The organism is Amycolatopsis plumensis, assembly GCF_042652605.1.
In the GTDB taxonomy this organism is placed as follows: Bacteria; Actinomycetota; Actinomycetes; order Mycobacteriales; family Pseudonocardiaceae; genus Amycolatopsis; species Amycolatopsis plumensis.
In genome coordinates this window covers 7,642,060-7,666,896 of sequence record NZ_JBHSJY010000001.1, presented here as the reverse complement: position 1 = coordinate 7,666,896, position 24,837 = coordinate 7,642,060, and the positions used below count along the sequence as shown (strand labels likewise).

General features: G+C 72.7%; 30 protein-coding genes and 1 pseudogene. 10 read left to right on the top strand and 21 right to left on the bottom strand.

Translation table 11 applies throughout. The annotated features are described in order from the left end of the window. Positions 1-70 precede the first annotated feature (70 nt). Genes ACFPLC_RS36975 through ACFPLC_RS36955 form a run of 5 tightly spaced genes read left to right on the top strand, consistent with a single transcriptional unit; the run spans position 71 to position 4,021 of the window. Entirely contained in the window at positions 71-1,141 is a 1,071-nt protein-coding gene (locus ACFPLC_RS36975) for a TetR/AcrR family transcriptional regulator (RefSeq protein ID WP_378207520.1), read from the top strand. A 22-nt stretch (positions 1,142-1,163) separates the two neighbouring features. Continuing rightward, on the top strand, positions 1,164-2,438 hold the full coding sequence (locus ACFPLC_RS36970) for an RNA polymerase sigma factor (protein WP_378207517.1): 1,275 nt from the start codon (positions 1,164-1,166) through the stop codon (positions 2,436-2,438). After that, positions 2,435-3,199 carry an alpha/beta fold hydrolase gene (locus ACFPLC_RS36965; RefSeq protein WP_378207514.1) on the top strand — a complete coding sequence of 255 codons (765 nt, stop codon included), beginning with the start codon at positions 2,435-2,437 and terminating at the stop codon, positions 3,197-3,199. Before ACFPLC_RS36970 ends, ACFPLC_RS36965 begins: the two co-directional genes overlap by 4 nt. Position 3,200: 1 nt before the next feature. Further along, positions 3,201-3,536, top strand: a complete 336-nt coding sequence (locus ACFPLC_RS36960; protein WP_378207511.1) for a YciI family protein — start codon at positions 3,201-3,203, stop codon at positions 3,534-3,536. Then, positions 3,536-4,021 carry a GyrI-like domain-containing protein gene (locus ACFPLC_RS36955; protein WP_378207508.1) on the top strand — a complete coding sequence of 162 codons (486 nt, stop codon included), beginning with the start codon at positions 3,536-3,538 and terminating at the stop codon, positions 4,019-4,021. The genes ACFPLC_RS36960 and ACFPLC_RS36955 overlap by 1 nt, the downstream gene beginning before the upstream one ends. Here ACFPLC_RS36955 and ACFPLC_RS36950 read toward each other — a convergent pair. Both ACFPLC_RS36950 and ACFPLC_RS36945 read right to left on the bottom strand, forming a co-directional pair. After that, the gene (locus ACFPLC_RS36950) at positions 4,018-4,476 is read right to left on the bottom strand and encodes an anthrone oxygenase family protein (RefSeq protein WP_378207504.1); all 459 of its coding nucleotides are present in this window, start codon (positions 4,474-4,476) and stop codon (positions 4,018-4,020) included. The two genes, ACFPLC_RS36955 and ACFPLC_RS36950, sit on opposite strands and share 4 nt — an antisense overlap. A 17-nt stretch (positions 4,477-4,493) precedes the next feature. Continuing rightward, complete coding sequence (locus ACFPLC_RS36945) at positions 4,494-5,315, bottom strand: NAD(P)H-binding protein (protein WP_378207501.1); 822 nt, start codon at positions 5,313-5,315, stop codon at positions 4,494-4,496. 82 nt (positions 5,316-5,397) lie between these two features. Here ACFPLC_RS36945 and ACFPLC_RS36940 point away from each other — a divergent pair, with 82 nt between their 5' ends. Then, positions 5,398-6,324, top strand: coding sequence for an AraC family transcriptional regulator (locus ACFPLC_RS36940; RefSeq protein WP_378207498.1), 927 nt, complete (start codon positions 5,398-5,400; stop codon positions 6,322-6,324). A 3-nt stretch (positions 6,325-6,327) separates the two neighbouring features. On the opposite strand, the gene ACFPLC_RS36935 is transcribed toward ACFPLC_RS36940, so the two are convergent. The 5 genes from ACFPLC_RS36935 to ACFPLC_RS36915 all read right to left on the bottom strand — a co-directional run bounded on the left by ACFPLC_RS36935 (position 6,328) and on the right by ACFPLC_RS36915 (position 9,902). After that, positions 6,328-6,759, bottom strand: coding sequence for an SRPBCC family protein (locus ACFPLC_RS36935; RefSeq protein ID WP_378207495.1), 432 nt, complete (start codon positions 6,757-6,759; stop codon positions 6,328-6,330). Further along, on the bottom strand, positions 6,756-7,106 hold the full coding sequence (locus tag ACFPLC_RS36930) for an ArsR/SmtB family transcription factor (protein WP_378207493.1): 351 nt from the start codon (positions 7,104-7,106) through the stop codon (positions 6,756-6,758). Before ACFPLC_RS36930 ends, ACFPLC_RS36935 begins: the two co-directional genes overlap by 4 nt. Positions 7,107-7,115: 9 nt before the next feature. After that, entirely contained in the window at positions 7,116-8,189 is a 1,074-nt protein-coding gene (locus tag ACFPLC_RS36925) for a coiled-coil domain-containing protein (RefSeq protein ID WP_378207490.1), read from the bottom strand. 181 nt (positions 8,190-8,370) lie between these two features. After that, entirely contained in the window at positions 8,371-9,561 is a 1,191-nt protein-coding gene (locus tag ACFPLC_RS36920) for an RNA polymerase sigma factor (RefSeq protein WP_378207487.1), read from the bottom strand. Further along, on the bottom strand, positions 9,558-9,902 hold the full coding sequence (locus ACFPLC_RS36915; RefSeq protein WP_378207484.1) for a YciI family protein: 345 nt from the start codon (positions 9,900-9,902) through the stop codon (positions 9,558-9,560). The genes ACFPLC_RS36920 and ACFPLC_RS36915 overlap by 4 nt, the downstream gene beginning before the upstream one ends. Positions 9,903-9,990: 88 nt before the next feature. Here ACFPLC_RS36915 and ACFPLC_RS36910 point away from each other — a divergent pair, with 88 nt between their 5' ends. Beyond that, positions 9,991-11,025 carry a site-specific integrase gene (locus tag ACFPLC_RS36910; protein WP_191306047.1) on the top strand — a complete coding sequence of 345 codons (1,035 nt, stop codon included), beginning with the start codon at positions 9,991-9,993 and terminating at the stop codon, positions 11,023-11,025. A gap of 178 nt (positions 11,026-11,203) precedes the next feature. Here the strand turns inward: ACFPLC_RS36910 and ACFPLC_RS36905 are convergent, their stop codons facing one another. Further along, positions 11,204-11,368, bottom strand: coding sequence for a hypothetical protein (locus ACFPLC_RS36905; protein ID WP_191306046.1), 165 nt, complete (start codon positions 11,366-11,368; stop codon positions 11,204-11,206). 25 nt (positions 11,369-11,393) lie between these two features. Here ACFPLC_RS36905 and ACFPLC_RS36900 point away from each other — a divergent pair, with 25 nt between their 5' ends. Further along, positions 11,394-11,906 (top strand): CGNR zinc finger domain-containing protein, encoded by a 513-nt coding sequence (locus tag ACFPLC_RS36900; RefSeq protein WP_378207480.1) that lies wholly within the window; start codon positions 11,394-11,396, stop codon positions 11,904-11,906. On the opposite strand, the gene ACFPLC_RS36895 is transcribed toward ACFPLC_RS36900, so the two are convergent. Genes ACFPLC_RS36895 through ACFPLC_RS36885 form a run of 3 tightly spaced genes read right to left on the bottom strand, consistent with a single transcriptional unit; the run spans position 11,903 to position 15,244 of the window. Further along, complete coding sequence (locus tag ACFPLC_RS36895; RefSeq protein ID WP_378207477.1) at positions 11,903-13,903, bottom strand: DUF1707 domain-containing protein; 2,001 nt, start codon at positions 13,901-13,903, stop codon at positions 11,903-11,905. The genes ACFPLC_RS36900 and ACFPLC_RS36895 overlap by 4 nt on opposite strands. A 30-nt stretch (positions 13,904-13,933) precedes the next feature. After that, positions 13,934-14,608, bottom strand: coding sequence for a class I SAM-dependent DNA methyltransferase (locus tag ACFPLC_RS36890; protein ID WP_378207470.1), 675 nt, complete (start codon positions 14,606-14,608; stop codon positions 13,934-13,936). 60 nt (positions 14,609-14,668) lie between these two features. After that, positions 14,669-15,244 (bottom strand): dihydrofolate reductase family protein, encoded by a 576-nt coding sequence (locus ACFPLC_RS36885; protein ID WP_378207468.1) that lies wholly within the window; start codon positions 15,242-15,244, stop codon positions 14,669-14,671. 119 nt (positions 15,245-15,363) lie between these two features. Here ACFPLC_RS36885 and ACFPLC_RS36880 point away from each other — a divergent pair, with 119 nt between their 5' ends. Further along, positions 15,364-16,140, top strand: a complete 777-nt coding sequence (locus tag ACFPLC_RS36880) for an SGNH/GDSL hydrolase family protein (RefSeq protein WP_378207465.1) — start codon at positions 15,364-15,366, stop codon at positions 16,138-16,140. Here ACFPLC_RS36880 and ACFPLC_RS36875 read toward each other — a convergent pair. From ACFPLC_RS36875 to ACFPLC_RS36850, 6 genes and pseudogenes are all read right to left on the bottom strand, one after another. Then, complete coding sequence (locus ACFPLC_RS36875) at positions 16,120-16,725, bottom strand: TetR/AcrR family transcriptional regulator (protein WP_378207463.1); 606 nt, start codon at positions 16,723-16,725, stop codon at positions 16,120-16,122. The two genes, ACFPLC_RS36880 and ACFPLC_RS36875, sit on opposite strands and share 21 nt — an antisense overlap. Beyond that, positions 16,709-17,179, bottom strand: a complete 471-nt coding sequence (locus ACFPLC_RS36870) for an SRPBCC family protein (protein ID WP_378207460.1) — start codon at positions 17,177-17,179, stop codon at positions 16,709-16,711. Before ACFPLC_RS36870 ends, ACFPLC_RS36875 begins: the two co-directional genes overlap by 17 nt. Further along, positions 17,176-17,496, bottom strand: a complete 321-nt coding sequence (locus ACFPLC_RS36865) for a metalloregulator ArsR/SmtB family transcription factor (protein ID WP_378207457.1) — start codon at positions 17,494-17,496, stop codon at positions 17,176-17,178. Before ACFPLC_RS36865 ends, ACFPLC_RS36870 begins: the two co-directional genes overlap by 4 nt. Then, positions 17,496-17,882, bottom strand: a complete 387-nt coding sequence (locus tag ACFPLC_RS36860; RefSeq protein WP_378207454.1) for a VOC family protein — start codon at positions 17,880-17,882, stop codon at positions 17,496-17,498. The genes ACFPLC_RS36865 and ACFPLC_RS36860 overlap by 1 nt, the downstream gene beginning before the upstream one ends. Positions 17,883-17,908: 26 nt before the next feature. Further along, positions 17,909-19,260 (bottom strand): annotated as a pseudogene (locus ACFPLC_RS36855) (FAD-dependent monooxygenase). A 76-nt stretch (positions 19,261-19,336) separates the two neighbouring features. Further along, positions 19,337-19,960, bottom strand: a complete 624-nt coding sequence (locus tag ACFPLC_RS36850; protein WP_378207451.1) for an acyl-CoA-like ligand-binding transcription factor — start codon at positions 19,958-19,960, stop codon at positions 19,337-19,339. A gap of 164 nt (positions 19,961-20,124) precedes the next feature. On the opposite strand from ACFPLC_RS36850, the gene ACFPLC_RS36845 reads away from it, so the two are divergent. Then, complete coding sequence (locus tag ACFPLC_RS36845; protein WP_378207448.1) at positions 20,125-21,495, top strand: MFS transporter; 1,371 nt, start codon at positions 20,125-20,127, stop codon at positions 21,493-21,495. 55 nt (positions 21,496-21,550) lie between these two features. Here ACFPLC_RS36845 and ACFPLC_RS36840 read toward each other — a convergent pair whose 3' ends face one another. From ACFPLC_RS36840 to ACFPLC_RS36825, 4 genes are all read right to left on the bottom strand, one after another. Continuing rightward, entirely contained in the window at positions 21,551-22,972 is a 1,422-nt protein-coding gene (locus ACFPLC_RS36840) for an SPFH domain-containing protein (protein ID WP_378236059.1), read from the bottom strand. Between the two features lie 16 nt (positions 22,973-22,988). Next, positions 22,989-23,477 carry an SPFH domain-containing protein gene (locus ACFPLC_RS36835; RefSeq protein WP_378192761.1) on the bottom strand — a complete coding sequence of 163 codons (489 nt, stop codon included), beginning with the start codon at positions 23,475-23,477 and terminating at the stop codon, positions 22,989-22,991. Then, positions 23,474-23,908, bottom strand: coding sequence for an NfeD family protein (locus ACFPLC_RS36830; protein WP_378192759.1), 435 nt, complete (start codon positions 23,906-23,908; stop codon positions 23,474-23,476). The genes ACFPLC_RS36835 and ACFPLC_RS36830 overlap by 4 nt, the downstream gene beginning before the upstream one ends. Positions 23,909-23,992: 84 nt before the next feature. Beyond that, a complete protein-coding gene (locus ACFPLC_RS36825; protein ID WP_378192757.1) occupies positions 23,993-24,808 on the bottom strand; it encodes a DUF3097 domain-containing protein in 816 nt (271 codons plus the stop codon). Between the last annotated feature and the right edge of the window lie 29 nt (positions 24,809-24,837).

The window sequence follows — 24,837 nt, the reverse complement described above, 5'->3', positions numbered from 1 at the left end:
TCAAATCAGATGTTCTTATCATCTCAGTGGTCACGGTATCTTGACCCGGGATCCCACGGCAAGGAGGACGATGGTCAGGCTCAGCAGGGCGGAAACCCAGGAGCGCAACCGCGCCAAGGTGCTCACCGCCGCCCGCGACGAGTTCGCCCGCCGCGGCTTCCGCGAGGCGAAGATCGACGTCATCGCCGAACGCGCCGAACTCACCCGCGGCGCGGTCTACTCCAACTTCCCCGGCAAACGCGCCCTCTACTTCGCGGTCCTGGCCGACCTCGCCGAACGCGCGCCCCGGCCCGCCACCCCACCGCCGGACCCGTCCGCGGCCGACGTCCTGGCCGCGTTCGCCCGCGCCTGGATCGCCCGGCTCCCGCTGTCCACCGACAGCGACAGCGAAGAAGCCCGGCTCGCCCGCGACCTGCTGCCGGAGATCCTCGCCGACGAGCACACCCGGCGGCCGTTCGCCCAGCTCACCCGCGTCGACGCGATCCTGCTCGGACTGGCCCTCGAGCGCGCCCGCCCGGGACGGCGCCTGGTGCGGGTCGCCGAAGCCGCGCTCACCACGCTGCACGGCGCGGCCCAGCTCGCCGCCGCCGCACCCGGCTTCGGCGAACCGTTCCACCTCGTCACCGCCTGCGCCGCCCTGCTCGACCTCGGCCTCGCCGACGACTGGCCGGCCGAGCCGCCGATCACCACCCCGTCCCGGCCCGCCGGGCAGCCGTGGGACCCGCCGGCGGCGACCGACCTGCTGACCGGCGAGAACTTCCGGCCCGGCGACGGCGTCGTGGCCGTCCTCGGCCTGCACCGCGCCGCCGCTTTCGAAGAAGCCGTCCGCGCCGGCGCCGACGTCACCGCCGTGCTCGTCACCAGCGACCCCGGCGAACTCGCCCCGCTGACCCGGCTCGCCTTCGCCGACCTGCGCACCTGCCTCGACCAGGCCATCGCGCCCCCGGCCCACCCCCGGCTGCGGCTGGTCTGCGACGCCACCGGCGCCCTCGCCGCGGCCGCCGGCGTGACCGCCGTCAGCGACGCCACCGAGACCGCCGTCCGCGTCGAAGCCGGCCGGATCGTCGCGCGCGCGGAAGGATTCGGCGCGTGTCACGCCGTGGCTGTCGGTTCCGGGCCGGGCCGTTCGTCGGGAGGCTGAAACCGGCGGGAAGGAGCGGGTGGTGGACGTCGAGACCGCCGTCGCCGAGGCGTTCCGGGCGGAGTGGGGCCAAGTCGTGGCCACGCTCATCCGGATCACCGGCGACTGGGACCTCGCCGAGGAGTGCGCCCAGGAAGCCTTCGCACTGGCCCTGCGGACGTGGCCCCGCGACGGCGTCCCAGCCCGGCCCGGCGCCTGGCTGACCACCGCCGCCCGCCACCGCGCCACCGACCGGCTCCGCCGCGACGCCGTCGGCGCCGCCAAGCTCCGGGAGGCCGCCCGCATGCCCGTCCCCGACGCACCGGAACCCGACGACAGCGGCGTCACCGACGACCGGCTGCGGCTCATCTTCACCTGCTGCCACCCCGCGCTGGCCACCGAAGCCCAGGTCGCGCTCGCCCTGCGCACCCTCGCCGGGCTGTCCACCGCCGAGATCGCCCGCGCCTTCCTCGTCCCCGAAGCGACCATGTCCCAGCGGCTCGTGCGGGTGAAGCGCAAGATCCGCCACGCCCGCATCCCCTACCGGGTCCCACCCGCGCACCTGCTGCCCGAACGCACCCATGCCGTGCTCGGGGTGCTCTACCTGACGTTCAACGAGGGCTACTCCGCCAGCGCCGGCCCCGACCTGCTCCGCCCGGACCTCGCCGCCGAAGCGATCCGGCTCGCCCGCGTCCTCGCGCAGCTGATGCCCGACGAACCCGAAGCAATCGGCCTGCTCGCCCTGATGCTGCTGCAGCACGCCCGCCGCGAAACCCGCGTCGACGCGGGCGGCGTCCTCGTCCCCCTCGAAGAACAGGACCGCACCCGCTGGGACACCGCCGCCATCGCCGAAGGCACCACGATCCTGGAAGCCGCGCTGCGGCGGCGACGTCCCGGCCCGTACCAGATCCAGGCCGCCATCGCCGCCTGCCACGCCACCGCCGCCCACCCGGCCGACACCGACTGGCCCCAGATCGCCGGCCTCTACGACCAGCTGCGCAAGCACGTCCCCAGCACCGTCGTCGACCTCAACCGCGCCATCGCGGTCGGCATGGCCGAGGGCCCGGAAGCCGGGCTCGAGCTCCTCGACGCCCTGCCGCTGGAGGGCTACCACCTGCTCGCCGCCACCCGCGCCGACTTCCTCCGCCGCCTCGGCCGCCACGCCGAAGCCGCCCACTGGTACGGGAAAGCCCGCGAGCTGGCCGGCACCGAAGCCGAACGCACCTACCTCACCCGGAGAATCTCCGAGCTGGTGTCGGTCCCGGCCGACGTCGTTCGTCGGTCGGCTGAAGACCGACCACCGGAGGAAGCCCCATGACCACCCTCGCCGTCCCCGGCGCCACCCTCACCTACGACGTCCACGGCACCGGCCCGGTGCTGCTGCTGGTCCCCGGCGGCCCCGCCGACGCCCAGGTGTTCACCCACCTGCGGCCGCTGCTGGCCGAAGACCACACCGTCGTCACGTTCGACCCGCGCGGCCTGTCCCGCAGCCCCCTCGACGGCACCCCGGGTCCGGACCCGGTCGGCGACCATGCCGACGACGTGCACCGGCTGCTCGCCGAAGTCGGCCCCGCCGACGTCCTGGCCAGCAGCGGCGGCGCGATCACCCTGCTCGAACTCGTGCGCCGCCACCCGGCCGACGTCGGCACGGTCGTGCTGCACGAACCGCCGGTCACCCGGTACCTGCCCGCCGGTGCTCTCGACGGTCCCGACATCCCGGCCCTGTTCCGCGAGGAAGGTCTCGCCGCCGCCTTCGCCGCGTTCATGAAGGTCGTCGGCGTCGACCCCGCGCCGCCGCTCGACCCGCGCGCGGAAGGCAACTTCGCCTACTTCTTCGGCCACCTGATGCCCGCGACCGGCGCGTACGAGCCCGACCTCGACACACTCCGGGCAACACCGGCGCGGCTGGTGGTCGCCGTCGGCGAAGAGTCCACCGCCCTGCCGGTCCACCAGGCCGCCCTCGGGCTGGCCGCGGCCCTCGGCGCCGGCACCGAGGTGTTCCCCGGCGGCCACGGCGGGTTCGACTCCCACGCCGAAGCGTTCGCCGCGCGCCTGCGCGAAGTCCTGAAAGGATGCTGACATGCAGTACCTGCTGATGATCTGCGGCGACGAAACCGCGGAGGAACACGCCTACGACGGCTGCGGCGGCTGGAGCGAAGACATGGAACGCCGCGGCAAGATCCGCGGCGGCGGCGGCCTGCGCCCGCCGACCGAAGCCACCACCATCCGCGTCCGCGACGGCGAAGTGCTGCTCACCGACGGGCCGTTCACCGAAGCCAAGGAACAGATCGGCGGCTTCGTCATCCTCGACTGCGCCGACCTCGACGAAGCCCTCGAACTTGCCGCCCGCCACCCCGCCGCCACCTACGGCAGCATCGAGGTCCGCCCGATGCTCGGACCGGAGGACTTCGCCTGATGCCCACCGTCGTGCAGCGGCCCGCCCAGCGGTACGTCGCCGAACGCGCCACCCTCGCCATCCCGGACTTCCCGCGGATCGCCGACCGGCTGCCACCCCTGATCGGCACCCTCGCCGCCGCCGGCGTCACCCCGGCCGGAGCGCCGTTCTTCCGCTACCGCGTGCTGCACCCGGGGATGCGCTTCACCGTCGAAGCCGGCGTCCCCATCGACGGCGACCACACCCCCGACGAGCCCGCCTTCCGCGGCGAACTCCCGGCCGGCCGGTACGTCCTCGACACCTACGTCGGCGCGCCGGACGGCCTCGCCGCCGCCACCGAGGCCGTCCTCGCCTGGGGTGCGGACCAAGGCCTGACCTGGGACCGCACCGGGGGACCGGACGGCGAGGAATGGGGCTGCCGCCTGGAAGTCCTGCGCACCGACCCCCGCGAAGTCCCCGACCCCGCGCAGTGGGTCACCGACCTGCTCTTCCGCCTCGAGGACTAACCACGCCGGGTGAGCACGGCCGCGACCAGGCAGCCGAACCCGGCCGTGCTCACCAGCGCGCGCAGCACGTTCCAGCGCACCCACGCCGTCTCGAACGCCGCCCGCACCGCCGCGTAGTCGTCGCCGCCGGCCTCGAGGGCGTTGTTCAGCGGGATGTGCACCGCCCCGGTCAGCAGCACCATCCCCGCCAGGAACACGAACCCCGCGACCACCCACGGCAGCGACGGCGACCCGAGATGCAGGAACACCGCCACCCCGGCCAGCAGCGGCGCACCCAGGAACGTCACCATGAACACCGGGTTGACGATCGCGATGTTGATCCCGCGCATGCCTTCGACGAACGTCTTGTCGTCCCCGCGCGCCAAGCCCGGCAGGACCGAGCAGGCGTAGGCGTAGAACAACCCCGCGATCAGTCCCGCCGCGACCAGCGCGGCCACCAGCACCACCGTCGGCATCGGATTCCCCTTCCCCGTCACCGCGTCCAGACCCCGGTCGCCGCGGCGTCGTGCACGAAATCGGCGAAATCCGTCGCCGGACGGCCCAGCACGTCCGCAACGTCGGGCGTCACCGACGCGTTGCGGCCGTCGAGAACGCGGGCGAACAGCTCGGTCAGCGCGCCGACCTCCTCCTCGGGCACGCCCTGGCTCGCCGCCGCGGCCGCGAACTCCCCGGCCGAAACCGGAACATAGCGGACATCCCGGCCGGACGCGGCGGCGATCTCGGCGGCGGCGTCGGCGAAGCTCAGCAGCCGCGGCCCGGTCAGCTCGTACCGCCGGCCGGTGTGGCCGGGCTCGGTCAGCACCCGCACCGCGACATCGGCGATGTCCCGGACGTCGACGAACGGCTCGGTCACCGCACCCGCCGGCAGCACGATCTCCCCGGCGCGCACGGCGTCGAGGAGGAAGTGCTCGCTGAAGTTCTGCGCGAACCAGCTGCACCGCAGGATCGTCCAGCCGGTCCCGGCCGCCCGGACGATGTCCTCGCAGGCCTCGGCTTCCGCCTCGCCGCGGCCGGACAGCAGCACCAGGTGCCGCACCCCGGCTGCCACCGCGAGTTCCGTGAACGCCCGGATGTCGCCGGCCGCCTCCGGCACCACCAGATCGGGGTAGTAGGCCAGGTAGACCGCGTCGACGCCGTCCAGCACCGCCGGCCAGGTTTCCCGCTTGCTCCAGTCGAATGGCGGCACCCCGCGCCGCGAAGTGATCCGCACGGTTTCACCGCGCTCGCGCAGCCGGTCCGCCACCCGGCGCCCGGTCTTGCCGGTGCCGCCCACCACCAGGAAGTTCGTTGTCATGCCGATCAGTCAACCGGCGTCCGGCAAGACTATCCATGGTTCAAAGCCTTGATCGCATGTTCCAGCGTCTACGATCGACGGCATGGACCCGCTCGCCGCCCTCCTCGACGGCCCCCGCGCCCACGGCGCGTTCCTGCTGCGCTCGGTGCTGACCCCGCCGTGGGCGCTGCGTATCGAAGACCGGGCGCCGCTGACCGTGGTGACAGTGGTCCGCGGCGAAGCGTGGATCGTGCCCGACGGCGGCGAAGGCGTCTTGCTGGGCGAAGGCGACGTCGCGATCACCCGCGGCCCGGACCCGTACCTGGTCGCCGACCACCCCGCGACCCCGCCGCAGGCGCTGATCCTGCCCGGCCAGGAGTGCCGCACCCCCGACGGCGGGCACCTGAGCGCCTACGCCGACCTCGGCGTCCGCACCTGGGGCACCGGCGGCCCGGTCGTGCTGCTCACCGGCACCTACGGCATGGAAGGCGAAATCAGCCGGAAACTCCTCGCCGCGCTGCCCGCGCTGATCGTCCTGCGCGCGGCCGACTGGCCCACCCCGCTCGCCGGACTGCTCGCCACCGAGATCGGCAAGGACGCCCCCGGCCAGGAAGCCGTCCTCGACCGGCTGCTGGACCTGCTGCTCATCGCCGCGCTGCGCGCCTGGTTCGACCGGCCGGACACCAGCGCGCCGGCGTGGTACCGGGCGCACGACGACCCGGTCGTCGGCCAGGCCCTGCGGCTGCTGCAGCACCAGCCCGCCGAGCCGTGGACGGTCGCCAAGCTCGCGGCCGACGTCGGGGTGTCGCGGGCCGCGTTCGCCCGCCGGTTCGCGGCCGCGGTGGGCGAGACCCCGATGGCGTACCTGACCGGCTGGCGGCTCGCGCTGGCCGCGGACCTGCTGCGCCAGCACCCGGAGACGACGATCGCCTCGATCGCCCGCCAGGTCGGCTACGGCAGCGCGTTCGCCCTCAGCGCCGCGTTCAAACGCGAGTTCGGCGCCAGCCCGCAGCACTACCGGACCCGGTAGGCGTCACTTCAGTTCGGCACCGAGCCGGTCGAGCCAGTCGCCCGTGCCCTGCTCGCGCCACTCCGGCTTCTCCGCGCCGTCGAGGAACGTGTCCTGCTCGGTGAGCACCAGCCGGGTGCCGTCCCCTTCGGCGAACAGCTCCACGGTCGTGGTCGACACGGTCGCCAGCGAGCCGTCGCCGGTGAGCGTGCCGGAGAAGACGATCCGCTGCTCGGGCACGATGTCGTGGTAGGTCGCGACGAACTTCAGCGGCCCGCCGCCGGGGGTGCGGCCTTCGACGGTTTCCCGGCCGCCGACGCGGAAGTCCAGCTCGTGGGGTCCCTCGGAAGCGAACCAGCGCTGCTTGGCGGCCGGGTCCGCCCAGGCCGCGAACACCCGCTCCGGCGGCTCCCCGTAGGTGCGCTCCAGGCTGAACGTGCTGTGCAGGACGGTCATGACGTGCTCCCTTCCGACGTTCCGGGCGGCTCGGCGAGGAAGTCGCCGAGCTGGTCGAGCCTGCTCTCCCACGTGGTGCGCTGACGTCCCAGCCACTGCTCGCCCGCGCGCAGCACCCCCGGTTCGATCCGGCAGGTGCGCACGCGGCCGACCTTCTCCGACCGCACGATCCCGGCGGTTTCCAGCACCTGCAGGTGCTGTACGACCGCGGCCAGCGACATGGTCAGCGGCTCGGCCAGCTCACTGACCGACGCCGGCCCGCGCACCAGCCGCTGCACCAGCGCCCGCCGCGTCCGGTCACCCAAGGCGCGGAACAGCAGGTCCAGCGACTCCTCATGGTTAAGCACCTACTTAAGTTAACTCCGCTCCGGCGATCGGTCAAGCAATTGCTTAAGTGTCTCGGGCAGCTCCGGCGTCTCCCGCAGAACGCCGAGCACCCGCGACAGCTCGCGCTCGGCGGCCTCGGCCCGGCCGGACGCGGTCCGCAGTTCGGCACCGAGGTTCGTCGTGGTGTCGTGCATCGACCGGACGGTCTGTTCGTGCCCCGCCTGCAGCTCGGCGAGCCGCTGGTCGAACCCGGCCCGCAGGCGCTCGGCCTCGGCGCGGGCCCGGTCGAGCGCGGCTTCGTGCGAAGCGTCCTGTGCCGCGGTCGCCCTGGCATGGTCTTCGCGGGCGGCATCGAGCCGTTCCTGGACGGCCGCGGCCCGGGCTTCGGCCGCCTCCGCGCGCGCCACGGCGGCCTGGCCGCGGCCGCGTTCCTCCTCCAGCGCGGTCCGGGCGGCCGCCAGTTCGGCGGTCAGGGTCGCGATCACCGCGGCGCGTTCGCCGGCGAGCGCGGCCGCGGCATCGGCCCGGTCGGCGACGCGGCCGAGCTCGTCGCGGACCGCGGCCAGCTGCCCTTCGGCCCGCTGCTGTTCCTGGACGGCAGCCCGCTTGGCGGCCCGCTCCTCGTCCCGCTCCCCGAGTGCGGCCACCTTTTCCCGCTCCGCCGCGGCCGCTTCGGACACGGCGGTTTCGGCGATGTCTCGGGCCTGCGCGGCTTCGGCTTCCGCACGGCCACGCTGCCGACGGTGCTCGTCGGTCTCGGCCAGGGCCGCATCCCGTTCGGCCAGCGCGGTCGCGGTCGTCGCCTCGAGCTGGTGCCGCAGCGTCGCGAGGGTTTCCACCAGCCCGCGGGCCGGTTCGAGCACCCGGTCGACCTGACCGGCCAGTGCGGTGACGGCGGTGTCGTCCAGCTCGGTGTCGCTCTCCCGCAGCGACTCGGCGTCCGAGAGCACGGCCTCGGCGTCGCGGCAGCTGAGGTTCCGGCGGCCCCAGGTCTTGCCGTCCTGGCAGAACCGCGCGCGGCTCCCGCGCCCCACAGCCGGCGGCAGCGGCGCTCCGCATCTCCGGTACTCGCAGATCCGCACCTGACCAGCATCTTCCGTCATGACGGAGACCATATCAAAGCTTCTAAAGAGAACTAGAAGTATCTGTTCAAAATCTAAAAAAATGCTGGTCAGGTCTTAAGTTCGGATAAGGTCACATATCCCAACTCAGAATCAGGTGATTCACCGGAGGGCCGACGAGGGCCGGATTCGGGACCCGAAAAACTAAGACCCCCTGAAAACGTCAACCCAGGATTGACGCGCGCTTGCGTTCCAGCAGAGCCCGCTCCGCGGCGTTGCGCGTGAGGTCGATGGCCACCGCGTAGGCCGCGGCCGCCTCCCCCGGCCGTCCCACCCTGGCCAGCAGGTCCGCGCGGATCGCGTGGAACAGCGGGAACCGCGGCAGGTCGAGGTCCTCGACCAGCGCCAGCGCCACGGCAGGACCGTCGACCTCGCCGACCGCCACCGCCCGGTTCAACACGACCACCGGCGTCGGTGTCCACTCCAGCAGCTGGTCGTACAACGCCTTGACCTGGGACCAGTCGGTCGGCGCGTCGCTGTGGACGGCCTGGATCGCCGCCTGAATCTGGTACGGGCCCGGCTGGTTGCGGCGCAGGCAGCGGCGGACGATCTCCTGGCCCTCGGCGATCAGGACGGCGTCCCAGCGCGACCGGTCCTGATCGGCCAGCAGCACGACCTCCCCGGAAGAGGTCGTGCGCGTCTCACGGCGGGCATCGATCAGCAGCATCAAGGCGAGCAGGCCCTGCACCTCGGGCTCGTCCGGCATCAGCCCGGCCAGGACCCGGGCGAGCCGGATCGCCTCGCGGCACAGCTCGGCGCGGATCAGCTCCTCCCCCGCGCTGGCCGTGTAGCCCTCGTTGAAGATCAGGTACAGCACGGCCAGCACCGCGTTCAGCCGCGCCGGCAGGTCGGCGTCGCGCGGGACGCGGTACGGGATGCCCGCGTCGCGGATCTTGTTCTTCGCCCGGACGATCCGCTGGGCCATCGTGGGCTCGGTGACCAGGAACGCGGCCGCGATCTGGCTGGTGGTCAGGCCGCCGAGCAACCGCAACGTCAACGCGACCTGCGCCGGCCGGGCCAGCGCCGGGTGGCAGCAGGTGAAGATCAGCCGGAGCCGCTCGTCGGGCACGGCGCCCTCCTCAGCGGGTTCGGTCTCGGCGTGCACCAGGGCGGCCTGGGCGTGCTTGTCCGCGCGGGCCGCCTCGCGGCGCAGCCGGTCGATGGCGCGGTTGCGGGCGGTGGTGATGATCCAGCCCGCCGGGCTCGGCGGCAGCCCGGCCGACGGCCACCGCCGGACCGCCTCGGCGAACGCGTCCTGCACGGCTTCCTCGGCGATGTCGATGTCCCCGAAGACCCGCACGAGGACCGACACGGCCCGGCCGTACTCGGCGGCGAAGACCTCCTCGACGCTCATCCCTGGAACGGCCGCACCTCGACGGGCAGCGGAGCGACGGCGTCGGCGAGCCGGCCACCCCAGGCGAGCGCGGCGTCGAGGTCGGGCGCGGTGATGATGGTGAACCCGCCCAGGTGTTCCTTGCCTTCGGTGTAGGGGCCGTCGGTGACGAGGGTGTCGCCGTCGGCGGCGCGCAGCACGGTGGCGGTCGACGGGGGGTGCAGCCCGCCGGCGAACACCCAGGCCCCGGCCGCCTTGAGGTCGGCGTTGAGCGCGTCGAGCTTGCGCACGACGCCGTCCAGGACCTCCGGCGGCGGGGTCGGGCCGTCGGGCTGGTAGATGCTGAGCAGGTACTGCTTCATTCCGTCCTCCTCGGTGTCCCACCGCTGATACGAACGGCACCCGCGTGGATCGACACGTGAACCTACCGAGATCCCGTAACCTCGGCGCGTGCCCGACCTGGAACCGGTGACCGACGCCGCGGTGAGCGCCCACGAGCGGCTGGCGCTGCTGGACGAGGCCGCCGCCCGGCACGTCGACGGGCAACGGCCACCCAACACGCTCAAGGCCTACGCCCAGGACTGGCAGGTCTGGCAGGACTACACCGCCGAAGCCGGGATCCCGCCGCTGTCGGCGACGATCGGCGCCCTGACCGGGTTCGTCGTCTGGCTGGAACGCGGCCGCACGCTGCGGCCGGACGAACGGGCCGTGCCCGAAGTGCCCGAGCGGGCCGCCCCGGCGGCGCCCTCGACGATCGAGCGGCGGCTCACCGGCGCGCTCGCCGGGCTGCGCCACCACAAGGTGATCGTCGATCCCGAAGCCAGCCGCGCCGCGTGGCGGGCGCTGAAGGGATACCGGCAGCGGCTGGCCCGGGAGGGCATCCAGCGCGGCCGCGGCAAGGCCACCATGGTCACCCTCGCCGACCTGCGGGCCATGTCGCGCGCGTGCCCCGACACCCTGGCCGGCGCCCGCGACCGGGCGATGCTGCTGATCGGCTTCCCGATCGCGGCCCGCTGCTCCGACCTGGCGAACCTGCTGGTCACCGACGTGCAGCCGGTCGACGACCGGGGGCTGGCGGTGACCGTCCGGCACGGCAAGAGCACCGGCGACATGGTCGTCCCGCGGCGCGAGAACCCCGACACCGACCCGGTGCGGGCGTGGCACGCGTGGCGCTCGGGTGCGGGGATCACCGAGGGGCCGGCGTTCCGCCGCGTCGACCGGCACGGCAACGTCGGCGAGCCCGCGTTGAGCACCACCGGCGTCAACCAGATCCTCACCCGGGCCGGCGTCCGTGCGGGCCTGCCCTACCCGGTGACGGGCCACTCCCTGCGATCCGGTTTCGCCACCGAGGCCCGCCGCGCCGGGGCCGACGACCTCGCGATCGCCGACCAGGGCCGCTGGGTCCGCGGCAGCCGGGCGCTGTACGAGTACATCCGCCGCGTCGACCAGTGGAACGACAACGCCGCGGGCGCGCTCGACCTGTGAGTCAGGGCGCTTGCCGGGTGGCGCTGGTGAGCCCGCGCGGAAGGGCGAGTCACGGTGCCGTGCGGGTGGCGCTGCTGAACCCGCCGCGATCGGCGGCCAAGGCGAATGGCAGGCGCGCTCGACTTCTGAGCCACGTCACCGGCCGGGTGGCGTTGGTGATCCCGCGCGAGAGAGCGAGTCATGGTGCCGAGCGGGTGGCGCCGACGACTTCGCCGTCCAAGCGGGCGAGCCAGCTGCCGCAGACGCAGCGCACGTAGTCGAGCCGGTGGGTGACGGGCCGGGCCGCGGTTTCGGGGAGCTCGGCGAGCGGCCAGCCACAGCGGGGGCAACGGTTCCGGTTCATGCCCCGATCGTGCTGTAATGGGTCAGTGCACTTCAACCCTTACGGCGGCCCAGCGGCTCTGGTGGCCGCCGACCTGGTCAACGCCGGGTCCGCGAGCGAGCTCCTCGACGGGATGGTCCGCAACGGCATGGCCGCCATCAAGGCACTGACCGACGGCGAAGCGGCCCTGATCGGCGCGTGGGCCGACCGGCTGCGGCCGGTGTTCGCCGCCGAGGCCGCCGCCCGCCCGGGCCTGGTCAACGAGCTGCTGGCCGAAGCGGCGTGCCGCCCGTACATCACCACCCACGACGGCAAGCCACCCCACCTGCACTACTCGGCCGAGGACGCCGGTCCGGTCGGCCGGGTCCGCGCCTACACCGCGGGCGGGCTGGCCCACCTCGTGTGCGAGGCCCCGGATCGCCTGGGCATCTGCAGCCGCGAAGGCTGCGAAACGGCGTACGTCGACACTTCGCGCAACGGCCGCCGCCGGTTCTGCTCGACGCGGTGCGCCACGCGGGTGCACGTCGCCGAGCACCGGGCGAGGCAGGTCAGCGCCTAGCGCAGCTGCCGCACCGCCGCCGCGCGGGCTTCGTCGGAGAACCCCAGGAGCAGGGTCCGGTCCGGAAGGGCGACCGCGCTCAGGAGCTTTCCCCAGAAATCGAACCGGTACGGCAGTTCGGAACCGTCCCGGAGGTTCCACACCGACGTGTTGCCCGGCTCCCAGTCGCAGGCGACCGCGACCGGGGTGCCGTCCGGCAGGGCCGTGCACACCACGGCCTCTTTCGCTTCGACCAGGCCGGTGATGGTGCACAGCAGCGTCCGGCGTCCCAGGTCCCAGACGCGGATCGTCTTGTCATCGCCCGCGGACACCACGATCGGGGTCCCATCGGCGAGGACCGTCGTGTCGATCGCGTTGACCGGCTGGGTGTGGCCGGTGAGCCGGAACCGGGGCTTCCCGTTCGCCAGGTTCAGCACCCGGAGGTGGTTTCCCCAGTCGGCGACCACCGCGACCGGCGTGCCGTCGGGGAGAACCGCCGGAACCATCCGGGCGAAGGTGTCCTTCTCACGGACGTTGTGCCGCCGCTTGTGGTCGCGCAGGTCCCACGTCTGGATCGCGTTGAAGCCGTTGTGGACGACCGCCACCGGGGTGCCGTCGGCCAGCGACAGGCACCGCACCGTCTTCGGGTCCGGGGCCAGTCCGGGCAGGGTGCCGCGCGGGGAACCGTCCCGCAGGTCCCAGACCCGGGCCGTCCGGTCCGTGCTGACCGTCACCGCGACCGGGACGCCGTCCGGCAGGACCATGGCCGCGACGCCCACCACGTCGTGGGTGTGGCCGCTGAGGGTGTGCCGCGACGAGTCGTCGGTCAGGTCCCACACCCGGGCCGTGTTGTCCCGGCTGCCGGTGATCGCCACCGGGGTGCCGTCGGGCAGCACCAGGGCCGTGATCGATTCGAGGTCGCCCTGGTGCCGGCCCAGTGCCCGCTTCTTCGGCGTCCACTCGGCCGGATCCACGTCGACCCACGTCGGCCCCCGGCCGGGGAACGGTTCGACCGCCGGCAGGAACGGTTCTCCGGTGCGGGGAGCGCTTTCCGCCTCCATCGCCGCGGTCACCGTGCGCTTGGCCCATACGAGGATCCCGACGAACACGATCGCCGACAGCGTCCCGAGCACGAGGGCGAGGACGGTCAGCCCCGCCACCCCCAGGAGGATCACGATGCCGACCATGACGCACCAGCCGACGGCCGCCACCTTGGCCGTGGTCATGCCGGTCTCGAACGACGGCTGCTCCCGCGGGAGCGGGGCGATCGGCGGCGCGGGCGGCAAAGCGGCCGGCGGAGCCGGTGGCGGCTCCGGGTGCGGCAGGTCCGCCACCAGTCTCGTCAGCTCGTCGCGCAACCGGGCCGCGTAGACCGCGCGCACCCGCTCGTCGAACTCCGGCAGGTCCAGCACGCCCGCCTCGACGGCGTCGTGCAGTTGCGCGACAACGGCTTCCCGGTCGGCGTGGGACGCCCGCGGCGACCGGGCCGGGCCCGTACCGGTGGGCAGGTCGGCCACCAGTGCGGCCAGCTGGGCGTCGGTGGTCGCCCGCCGGACCGCGGCCACCCGGTCGTGCTGTTCGGCCGGCTCCAGCAGCCCGCCGGCGACCGCGGCCTCGATGCGCGCGATGGCCTGATCACGTTCGATGTGGCTCGCCTTGGCGTCCAGGTCGCCCACGACGGCGTCGACGTCGGCGTAGGTCACGGCCCGGTTCAGCAGTTCCTCGGCGTCGGCGTAGGCGCGTACTTCCAGGCGCCCGTCGGTCAGGGCGCCGGCCAGCCGGACCAGCGCCCGTTCGCGGTCGGCGGCCGAGACCCGCAGGTTCGGGCCGGTGCGGCCGGAACTGCCGGGCAGGTCGGCGACGGCCGGGGTCAGGTCCTTCCGGACCTTGGCCGCCTGGACGAGAACCACCCGTCGTTCGTACTCGGCCAGATCGAGCCGACCTTCGCGCAAGGCCGTGTCCAGTGTGCGGGTGGCCGCCGCGCGGGCTTGATCACCGATTCGGACTTCCCCAGTCATCGCGGGAGGATAGCGACCCGGCCCGGACGATCACCGGTGCGGCCTTTCGGCGTACGGCTTTCTCGCCCGCCAGGCGAACACCGTCGGGGTGGGTGCGCCGCCTTCGGCGAACCGCTCGAACACCAGGCCGGCCTCGAGGACCGCGCCCAGCAGCGCGGGCAGCGGCCGGTGGGTGGCACCGACCTTGTCCCGCAGACCCTGGTCGGTCCACGACTCCATCGTCCAGCCGGGCTCCCGATAGCCGGGCCGGATCACCACGGCGCGGCCGTCGGTGCGGTCGGCGAACCCGCCGCAGAAACACGGGTGCACGCCGATGTGCGCGAACACCCCGCCCGGCGCCAGCACGCGGGCGGCTTCCCGCAGCACCGCCGGGTAGGCGGGCATGTCGGTGTGGACCATGATCGCGACGACGGCGGGCAGCGCCCCGGTGGCGATCGGCAGCGCGACGGCGTCACCCCGCACGACCGGCAGCCGCGCCGCCGCGTGGCGCAGCATGCCGGCGGAGACGTCGACGCCGAGCGGGGTCCGGCCGAGCTGCCGGATCCGCTCGGCGTGGGCGCCGGTGCCGCAGCCGAGTTCGAGACACGCTCCCGTGCCCGGTCCGAGCAGGTCCCGCAGCATCGGCCCGAACTCCAGCGGGTCCGCCTGCCAGCTGGGAACGAGCGTGGTTTCGTACCAGTCGGCGATGGCGTCGTAGGAGGTCACCTTCCCCGTGTACCGGCCCGGGGCGGGGCGGTCCACAGTTTTTGCGCCGGGCGAACTCGGTCACCCGTGCCGCACCGGCCGGTAGGTCAGCACCTGCGTGTGGCCGTCGAAGGTCCGGGCCTCGAGCAGCTCGAGGTCGAAGTCGTCCACGCCGTCGAAGATCCGGTCCACCCCGGTCTTGCCGCAGAGCACCGGGAAGACCGTCACCTCGATGAGGTCGACCAGGCCGGCGTTCAGCAGCGCGCGGTTGAGCGTCAGGCTCCCGTGGGAGCGCAGCGGCACGTCCGATCCGGCCTTGAGGCGCCGGACCACCTCGACGGGATCACCGGGCTCGATGGTCGTGCCCGGCCAGTCGAGCGGCTCGGTCAGCCGGTGGGAGAGCACCGTCACCGGGGACTCGAACATGCGCGTGATCCACCCATCGAACCGGCCACGGTCGACGCCCGCGCGCAGGAACGGCGCGTTCGAGGAATAGGTCCTGGCCCCCAGCACCATGCGCAGCGGGTCGCGGTAGGCGGCGGCGCGGTGGGCGAGGAACTCCGGGCCCTGCTTGCCCCAGTAGCCGCCCCAGTCGCCGTCGTGGTTGGCGAAGCCGTCGAGCGTGGAGAAGACGTCGAAGGTGTAGGTGGCGGTCATGGTGGCTCCTCGCGGGAATCGTCGGTCGCGCCGGTGGCGCCTCACCTGGCCACGAACACCACCGCCCCGATCCGACAGGCCTCCGGAATCTTTCTTCGCGGTCTGCCTACACTGGACACATGAGCAAGCGCTTAGTGACTTTGGGGGACTCGTTCACCGAAGGTGTCGGCGACGACGATCCCGCCGCCCCCAACGGCGTGCGCGGCTGGGCCGACCGCGTCGCCGAGCAGCTCGCCGCGCGGGAACCGGACTTCCGGTACGCCAACCTCGCCATCCGGGGCAAGCTGCTGCCCCAGGTGCTCGCCGAACAGCTCGAGCCGGCGCTGGCCATGGAGCCCGACCTCGTCACCCTCTACGCCGGCGGCAACGACCTCATGCGCCCCAAGGTCGACATCGACGCGATGCTCGTCAAGTACGAAGCGGCCGTCGCCCGGATCCGGGCCACCGGCGCCCGCCTGGTGCTGTTCACCGGGGTCGACGGCGTCGAAGACCCGCTGTTCCGCACGATCCGCGGCCGGGTGGCCATCTACAACGAGCTGGTGCGCGGCATCGCCACCCGGCACGACGCGCTGCTGGTGGACCTGTGGTCGATGCGGCAGCTGTGCGACCGCCGGTTCTGGGCGCCGGACCGCCTGCACCTCAACGCGCTCGGCCACACCGAGGTCGCCATCGAGGTGCTGCGGGTCCTCGGCGTGGAGCATCCGCTGGTCAAGCCGGAACCGGCACCGCGCGCGGTGCTGAGCCCGGCCGCGCGCCGGAGCCAGAATCTGCAGTGGGCGCGGGAACACGCGCTGCCGTGGGTGCGGCGGCGGGTGAAGGGCGAGTCGTCCGGGGACGCCATGGCCGCGAAACGCCCGACGCTGGCACCGGTGGATTCAGCGCCGGTCACCCGCTGAGGAACGCAGGCCGTCGAAGAGGATCGCCACGGCCCGGTCGCGCAAGGCCGCGTCCGGGCCGGCGTACTCCGCCGCCCGCGCGACACCGATGATCACCGGGATCAGCTCGCCGACGACCAGGTCGGCCCGGACCGCGCCCGCCTGCTGCGCGCGGGACAGCAGCACGCCGAGGGCCGACAGCAGCCGCGCGCCGATGTCGGACTTCGCGACCGGCACCGTCACCCCGGCCGCGGTGAGTGCCTCGAAGTAGGCGTTCTTCGCGCTCGACATCTCGATCCAGCTGGTGAGGAAGCTGAAGAACGCGGTGCCCGGGTCGGCGGACTCCGCGGCCACGGCCGTTTCGGCCTCGTCGACGAACCGGCTCAGCCGCGCGTACAGGACCGCTTCGAGCAGCGCCTCCTTGGTCGGGAAGTGCCGGAACACCGTGCCGATGCCGACGCCGGCGACGCGGGCGACCTCCTCGGTGGGCGCCCCGGTTCCCTTGGCCGCGAACACGCTCTCGGCCGCCTCCAGCACGCGCGTCCGGTTGCGGCGGGCGTCGGCGCGCAGCGGCTTCGGCTCGGCGGGCTCAGCGGACGTCACCACCTGATCGTAACGGGCCGGGCTCGGGCAACGTGTCCAGCAACCGGGCCAGTGCCCGCGGCACGTGGGAGCGCCAGCCGCCGCCCATGATCCGGCGGGAGACGCGCTGGAACTCGTCGTCCGGGTCGAATCCCTCGTGGCTGAGCAGCAGCCGGGTGCCGGTGCCTTCCGGCTCCAGGCGCCAGGTCACCGTCCACTGCGGACCCCAGCGGATGCTGAGCTTGCGCTCGACCTCGACTTCGAGGACCTCGCACGCCACCGGGCCGCCGGCGAACCCGGCCGCGGGCACCGGCTCGGCCAGCAGGTGGAACCGGTGCCCCACCACGGGCTTGATGTCGTTGGGCATGTTGATCCAGCGTTCCAGCAGGTCCGGCTCGGTCAGCGCGCGCCACACCTTGCGGGCCGGGTGGGCGAGGAACTGGTCGACGTGGATCGCCGTCGGGTCGTCGTCGGTCACAGGTCTTCCTCTTCGTCCAGCAGGTCGCGCAGGTTGGCGAGTTTGGTCCGCCAGAAGCGTTCGTACGGGGTGAGCCAGTCCGCGACCTGCTTCAGCGGAGCCGCGTCGAGGCGGTACACCCGGTTGCGGCCCTGACGCTGTTCGGTGACCAGCCCGGCCTCGCGAAGCACCCGCAGGTGTTCCGAAAGGCTGGGCCGGGCCATCTCGAACCGCTCGGCGATCGAACCGGCGGCCATCGGGCCGTCGAGCAGCAGCCGCAGGACCTCGCGCCGCGCCGGGCTGGCGAGCGCGGCGAACACGTCGTCGTTGACCGGCATCAGCGCGGCACGGCGCCGAAGTCCGACGGCTCGAGCAGGCCGATCGTGTGGCCGTCGACGTCCTTGAACGAGGTCGCCCGGCCCCACGGCTGCCGCTGTGGCTCGGCGACGTCAACGCCGGCCGCCCGCAGCGCGGCGACCTCGGCGTCGACGTCGGTGGTCTGCAGCTGGAAGTGCCGCGGACCCGGTTCGATCCCGGTGACCGGCTGGTCGGTCAGCACCACGCCGGTCTTCGCCCCCTTCGGCGCGACCAGCACGAACCGGCCGCCTCCGGGTGTGCGGCGGTCGACGAGGGCTTCGAAGCCGAGCTTGCCGACGTAGAAGTCCCGCGCACGGGCGTGGTCGGCGACCGGCAGGGTCAGGAACTGCACGTGGGTGATCGTCATGCCGCCGACAATACGTAGGAGATTTCCTACGCGTCAAGCGGGAGCCCGAACCACCGTTCGAGGGCCGCGCGCAGGGCCTTGCGTTCCGTGTCGTCGGGTTCGGCGGCGCTGGTGGCCCAGGCGACGTACCCGTCGGGCCGGACGAGCAGCGCGGTCGCGTCACCGTCGGCCCGGCCCGAGACGAGGTCGACGCGGTCGGTCCAGCCGCGCAGCTCTTCGCCGAGCGAGCCGGTGAAGTCCAGCAGCAGCGGCCGGGCCGTCGTGGTCAGTTCGGCGAGCCGGGTCCCGTCGGCCAGCACGAGATCCGGGGCCCAGCGGCCGTCGAGCGGGTGGTCGGTGCCCGGCTCGTACCGGACGTCCGCGCCGGACATCAGGTCGGCGAGGTGCTGCACGGTCGCGGGCAACCGGAGCCCAGGCCGACCGCGTCCTGCAGGCCGAGGTTCAGCCCCGGACCACCGATCGCGGAGTGGACGTGGGCGGCGTCGCCGACCAGCAGGACCCGCCCTTCGCGGAACTTCTCCGCCAGCCGCGTGTTGCGCCCGCGCAGCCGCCGCAGCAGGTGCGGGCCGTCGCCCTCGGGTTCGCCGAGTGGCAGCTCGAAGCCGAGCACGCGCCGGATGCTCGCGCGCAGGTCGCCGAGGGTCATCGGCGGCTCGTCCCTGGGTTCTTCGTCGTCGGTCCACTCCATGGTGCTGATCAGCGCACCGGCGGGGAACGGCGCGTAGACGAACAGGCCGGTTTCGGTGCGGCAGTGGAAAAAGGGCGGGATGACGCCGTGGCCTGGGACGCGCAGGCCGCCCGATTCCCGGTCGGCGAACTCCGCGGGCACGGTGGCGTTCGCGGTGAAGGACAGGGTGCGGTCCTCGGTGACGCCGGGGAAGCCGATGCCGGCGAGCTTGCGGGTGACGCTGCGGCCCCCGTCGGCGCCGACGAGGTACCGGGTGCCGATCCGGTACGGGCCATCGGGTCCGGTGACCTCAAGGGTGACCGCGTCGGCGTCCTGGGTCAGGCCGGTGAGCTCGTGGCCGCGCCGGATCTCGACGCCCAGTTCGGCGGCGCGTTCGTCGAGCATCGCTGCGACGCGCCGTTGCGGCACACCGAGGAGGTGCAGCGAGTTGTGCTCGGCGAGGCTGAGGTCCAGCCGCATCGCGCCGAAGACGAACGCCGGTGCGGGCGGGCCGATCGGGCCGGCGAGCCGCTCGTGCAGGCCGCGGCGGTCGAGGAGGCGGACGACCTGGCCGACGAGCCCGTTGGCACGGTTCTCGGCGGTGGGTTCGGGCAGCCGTTCCAGGACCAGCGGCCGGATACCGGCGAGGGCCAGTTCGCAGGCGAGCATGAGGCCGTTCGGGCCGGCTCCGGCGATGACGACGTCTTCCATGGCGGAACTCCTCGGGTTCGGGTTTTTCGGGCACGGCGAAGCAGCCCGGCGTGCGGGCGCGCTTCGGCGGGACGGACTAGCGGGGTTCGGGCAGCCCGGCGGCGAGCCGGCCGAACACGTCCCGCAGCACGTCTTCGAGAGACGGCCGCGGGTCGGCGACGAGCCACTGCTGGGTGACGACGTTGATCGCGGCACCGACGACACCCGCGACGAGCCGCGGGTAGACGTCCCGGGCGGCGTCGGTGCCGGTGCGTTCGGCGACGGCGAGCGCGAACTCGGCTTCGGCCGCGGCGCCGGCCTTCTGGAACTCGCCCTGCAGGGTGGGTTCGGCGACCATCAGCCGCAGTCCTTCGATCCAGTCCTGGGTGGCCGCCTGCCCGTCGGGCACCGGTTCCCCCAGGGCGAACCCCTCGAGCGCAGCGTGGGTGATGGCGTCCCAGATCGGTTCCCCGGCCGGCCGGGCACGCAGCTCCGCGGCGATGGCGCGCGCCCGGTCGTGGTGCCGGGCGACGATGGCTTCGCCCTTGCTGCCGAAGTAGTTGCTGAAGGTCCGGGTGGACACCCCGGCTTCGGCGGCGATGTCTTCGATCCGGACGTTGTCGAAGCCGCGTTCGACGGTCAGCCGGATCGCCGCCCAGCTCAGCGCGATGCGCGTCTGCTGCTTCTTGCGCTCACGCAGGCCGGTGTGGTCGGTGTCCATGGCTTCACCGTACCGAACTTTGCAGAATCTGCAAAGTTGCCTAGTCGGCAAGTTCGCTGTTGGGCAGGGGACCACCGACCGGGCGAGAAGTGCGTCATCGATCGCCGAAAGCGTCCACAAGCGTCACACTGTCGTGTGACATCGGTCACCGGAGGTGTTGCGAAATGGTTCTGGGAGACAACGGCGTCACGCACAAGGTGACAACCGACAGCAAAGTGCAGGTCCGGCGGGCCGCGCTCGCCAGCTCGATCGGCACCACCATCGAGTGGTACGACTTCTTCCTCTACAACACCGCGGCGGCCTTGGTCTTCCCGCACCTGTTCTTCCCCGCCTCGAGCGCCTACGCCGGGGCCATGCAGTCGTTCGCGACCTACGCGGTCGGGTTCGCCGCGCGGCCGGTGGGGGCCGCGATCTTCGGGCACTGGGGCGACCGGATCGGCCGGAAGGCGACGCTGATCGTCACGCTGCTGCTGATGGGCATCTCCTCCGGCGTGGTCGGGATACTGCCCGGGACCTCGGCGATCGGCATCGCCGCGCCGCTGATCCTGGTGCTGCTGCGGCTGGTGCAGGGCATCGCCATCGGCGGCGAGTGGAGCGGCTCGGTGCTGCTCGCCATGGAGTGGGGTGACCAGCGCAAACGCGGGCTGCTGGGCAGTTTCGCGCAGATCGGCGTCCCGGTCGGGCTGGTGCTCGGCACCGGTGGGATGACGCTGCTGTCGGCGACGCTCTCCCCCGGTGCGTTCGACTCCTGGGGCTGGCGGATCCCGTTCCTGCTCAGCCTGGTGCTGGTCGGGGTCGGCCTGGTGATCCGGTTGAAGATCCTCGAGACGCCGATGTTCGCCAAGCTCGTCGAGAACCGGCAGACCGCCCGCACGCCGGTGCTCGACGCGATCCGGCACCACTGGCGGGAGATCCTGCTCTCGGCCGGCGTCCGGTTCAGCGAGCAGATGCCGTTCTACCTGTTCACCAGCTACGTGCTGATCTACGTCGTGTCCCGGCACGACTTCAGCAAGACCTTCGTGCTCAACGCGGTCCTCGTCGGGGCGGCGTGCGAACTGGCGCTGATCCCGCTGTTCTCGGCGCTGTCGGACACCTTCGGCCGCAAACGGGTCTACCTGTGCGGGGCGGTGCTGACCGGGGTGATCGCGTTCCCGTACTTCACCATCCTGGCGCACGGCAGCCACGCGCTCGTGTTCGTCGCGGTCGTCGTGTCCTTCGTCCCGCACGCCCTGCAGTACGGGCCGCAGGCGGCGTTGATCGGCGAGAGCTTCCCGACGCACCTGCGCTACGGCGGCGCGGGGCTGGGCTACCAGCTGGCGTCGGTGTTCGCGGGCGGGCCGGCGCCGCTGCTGGCGACGTGGCTGCTGCACACGACCGGGACGCCGTACGCGATCTCCGGCTACATCATCCTGTCGGCGGTGGTCACGGTGCTGTGCGTGGTCTTCCTGCGCGACCGGTCCAAAGCGGACATCGACGACGTCACCGTCTACCAGCGCACCGCACGACCCAGGTCCGCCGCGGCCGGTCGTGAGTGAAAAAGCGGGTTAGAACCCGCTTTTTCACTCACGACCGGCGTCCGCGGGAGACGGGTCAGCGGCGCGGGCCACCCTGGGGGCCGCCGAACGGGGGCTGCTGCGGGAACGGACCGCTGCCCGGGTTCTGCTGCTGCGGGCCGCCGTACTGGCCCGGCGGCGGAGCCTGCGGCGGCTGGCCCTGGAACTGGCCCGGCGGCGGGCCCGCGGGAGCCTGCGGCTGCGGCAGCGCGGGCTGCCCGCCCTTCGGCGTCGCGGGCTGCTGGGGCGCGGGCGTGACCTCGGTGCCGCGGTCCTCGTCGGCCTCCGGCTCAAGCTGCTGCTGGGCCGGACGCGGGATCGACGGCCGCGCGGACGGCGACGAAGGCGCCCCGATCGCCGGGACCTCCTTGCGCGCCACCGCTTCCGCGGCCGCGACGGCCTCGGCGACCTTCGGGTCGCTCTTGGTCTCGAACCAGCTGGAGACCTCGTCGTCCTCGAGGTCGGGCTTGTCGGGGACGTCGTCCTCCTTCGGCGGCTCGTACCGGAACACGCCGTCGTCGCCCGGGGCGCCGAGCGCGCGGGCGAAGCCCTCGAGGGCCTTGCCGTAGTCGCTGGGGATCATCCAGACCTTGTTCGCGTCGCCCTGGGCCATCTGCGGCAGGGTCTGCAGGTACTGGTAGGCCAGCACCTCCGGCGTCGGGCGGCCGGCCTTGATCGCGGCGAACACCTTCTCGATCGCCTTCGCCTGGCCCTGCGCCTGCAGGTACCGCGCGGCGCGCTCACCCTGGGCGCGCAGGATCCGGGACTGCCGCTCGGCCTCGGCGGCGAGGATGGTCGCCTGGCGGGCTCCCTCGGCGGAGAGGATCTGGCTCTGCTTCTGGCCTTCCGCGGTCTTGATCGCGGACTCCCGCTGGCCTTCCGCGGTGAGGATCATGGCGCGCTTCTCGCGGTCCGCGCGCATCTGCTTCTCCATCGAATCCTGGATGGAGGGCGGCGGGTCGATCGCCTTCAGCTCGACCCGGCTCACGCGGATGCCCCACCGGCCGGTCGCCTCGTCGAGCACCCCGCGCAGCTGGGTGTTGATCGAGTCGCGGGAGGTCAGTGTCTGCTCGAGGCTCATGCCACCGACCACGTTGCGCAGCGTGGTGGTGGTCAGCTGCTCGACACCGACGATGTAGTTGGAGATCTCGTACACCGCGGCGCGCGAGTCGGTGACCTGGAAGTACACGACCGTGTCGATCGACACCGTCAGGTTGTCCTCGGTGATCACCGGCTGCGGCGGGAACGAGACGACCTGCTCGCGCAGGTCGATCCGGGCGCGCACCTTGTCCAGGAACGGCACGAGGATGTTGAGGCCGGGCGAGGCGACCGTGCGGAACCGGCCGAGCCGCTCGATCACGGCCGACTGCGCCTGCGGCACCACCATGACCGCCTTGGCTATCGTGATGATCACGAGCAAGACCAAGGCGATGACCAAGCCGATCGCGAATCCCGTCAAGAGACTTTCCCCTTACCTAATACCATTCTTGCGCGGTTGACGGCGTTCCGGGTGCAGCCGGCGGGCTCACCGCGAGCTGCAGTTCCTTCGTGGTGATGCCCCAGCGGCCGGTGGTGTCGTGCAGGACCGTCCACACTGTACGGTGCAGGTCCTCCGGCGCGGTGACGGCGCGCTCGGCCGTGGTCAGGCCGGCCTCCTGCCGCAGTGCGGTGCGGGTCAGCTGCTCGATCGCGAGCGCCGGGTCGGCGATTTCGTACATGGCTTGGCGCGGGTCGGTGATCGCGAACACGACCTCGAACCCGATGTGGACCTCCTGCCCGTCGCCGGCCTCGACCGGGCGGGGCGGGGCGCTGAGGAGCTGGTCGCCGAGGTCGAAGCGGGCGCGGACGCGGTCGGCGAACGGGAGCACGAGGTGGCGGCCGGGGCCGAGGACGGCGCGGAACCGCCCGCCGCGTTCGAGCACCGCGGCGTGGCCCTCGCCGACGACGACGAGTCCCAGGCTCACGGTTCGGCCGACACGACGGCGGTGGCGCCGGAGATCTCGACGACCGTGACCTGGGTACCGGGGGCGATGGGCGGGAGGTGCTCACCGAGGCTGCGGGCCGACCAGACGTCGCCGGCCAGCTTCACCCGGCCGGCCTCGGCATCCACTGTGGACACGACGACGGCGCGGGCGCCGATCAGCGCGTCGATGCCGGTGTGGTGGGTGGGCCCGGAGAGGAAGCGCCGCTTGAGCGCGGGGCGGACCAGCATGAGCATGCCGACGGAGGCGACGGCGAACACGGCGACGTCGATGACCAGGTTTCCGGTGAGCACTTCGGCTCCCGCGCCGAACAGCGCGGCGACGCCCAGCATGACCAGCACGAAGTCGCCGGAGACGACTTCGGCGATCACCAAGGCGATCCCGACGATCAACCAGACCAGTGCCCAAGCCATGGCTTCATGCTCTCAGATCGTGCCGGTTCGCACCGGCGCGGTGACTGGACGTGACCTTTGCGTGACCTTGGACAATCCGGACATTCAGCCCTCTTCCCCCGGTTCGGTGACGAAGTCGATGAGCCGCTCCACGGCCCCGATGAGCGGGGTCTCGAGGTCGCGGAAACTGCTCACCCCGCTCAGCACACGCTGCCAGCCTTCGAAAGGTTGCCCCCAGCCGAGCGCGTCGCAGATCCCCTGCTTCCATTCGGTCCCGCGCGGGATCTTCGGCCAGGCTTCGATGCCGACGGCTGCGGGCCGGACGGCTTCCCAGACGTCGATGTAGGGGTGGCCGGTGACCAGCACGTTCTCGTCGCGGACGGCTTCGACGAGCCGGGATTCCTTGCTGCCGGGCACCAGGTGGTCGACCAGGACGCCGAGGCGGCGGCCGGGGCCGGTGCCGAACTCGGCGATCCGGTCGGCGAGCACGTCGACGCCGTCGAGCGGTTCGACGACGACGCCTTCGACGCGCAGGTCGTGGCCCCAGACGCGTTCGACGAGCTCGGCGTCGTGCTTGCCTTCGACCCAGATCCGCGAGTCGCGGGCGACGCGGGCTTTGAGGCCTTCGACGCGCACGGACCCGGAAGCCGAGATCTGCCGGGCCGGCGCCTTCGCCGGCGCTGTGAACGGCACCAGCGTGACCGGCTTCCCTTCCAGGAGGAAGCCGGCGGGGGCGAGCGGGAAAACGCGGTGGCGGCCCTTGGCGTCCTCGAGCACGACGTTCCCGTACTCGATCTTCACCACCGCGCCGCAGTAGCCGCTGGCCGGGTCCTCGACGACCAGGCCGGGTTCGGCGGGGACCTCCGGCACCTTCTTGCGGCGCTTGCCGGCGAGCACGTCGTCATAGGAGTGGGAGCGCACGACCTGGGAACCTAGTGGCCACGGCCGCG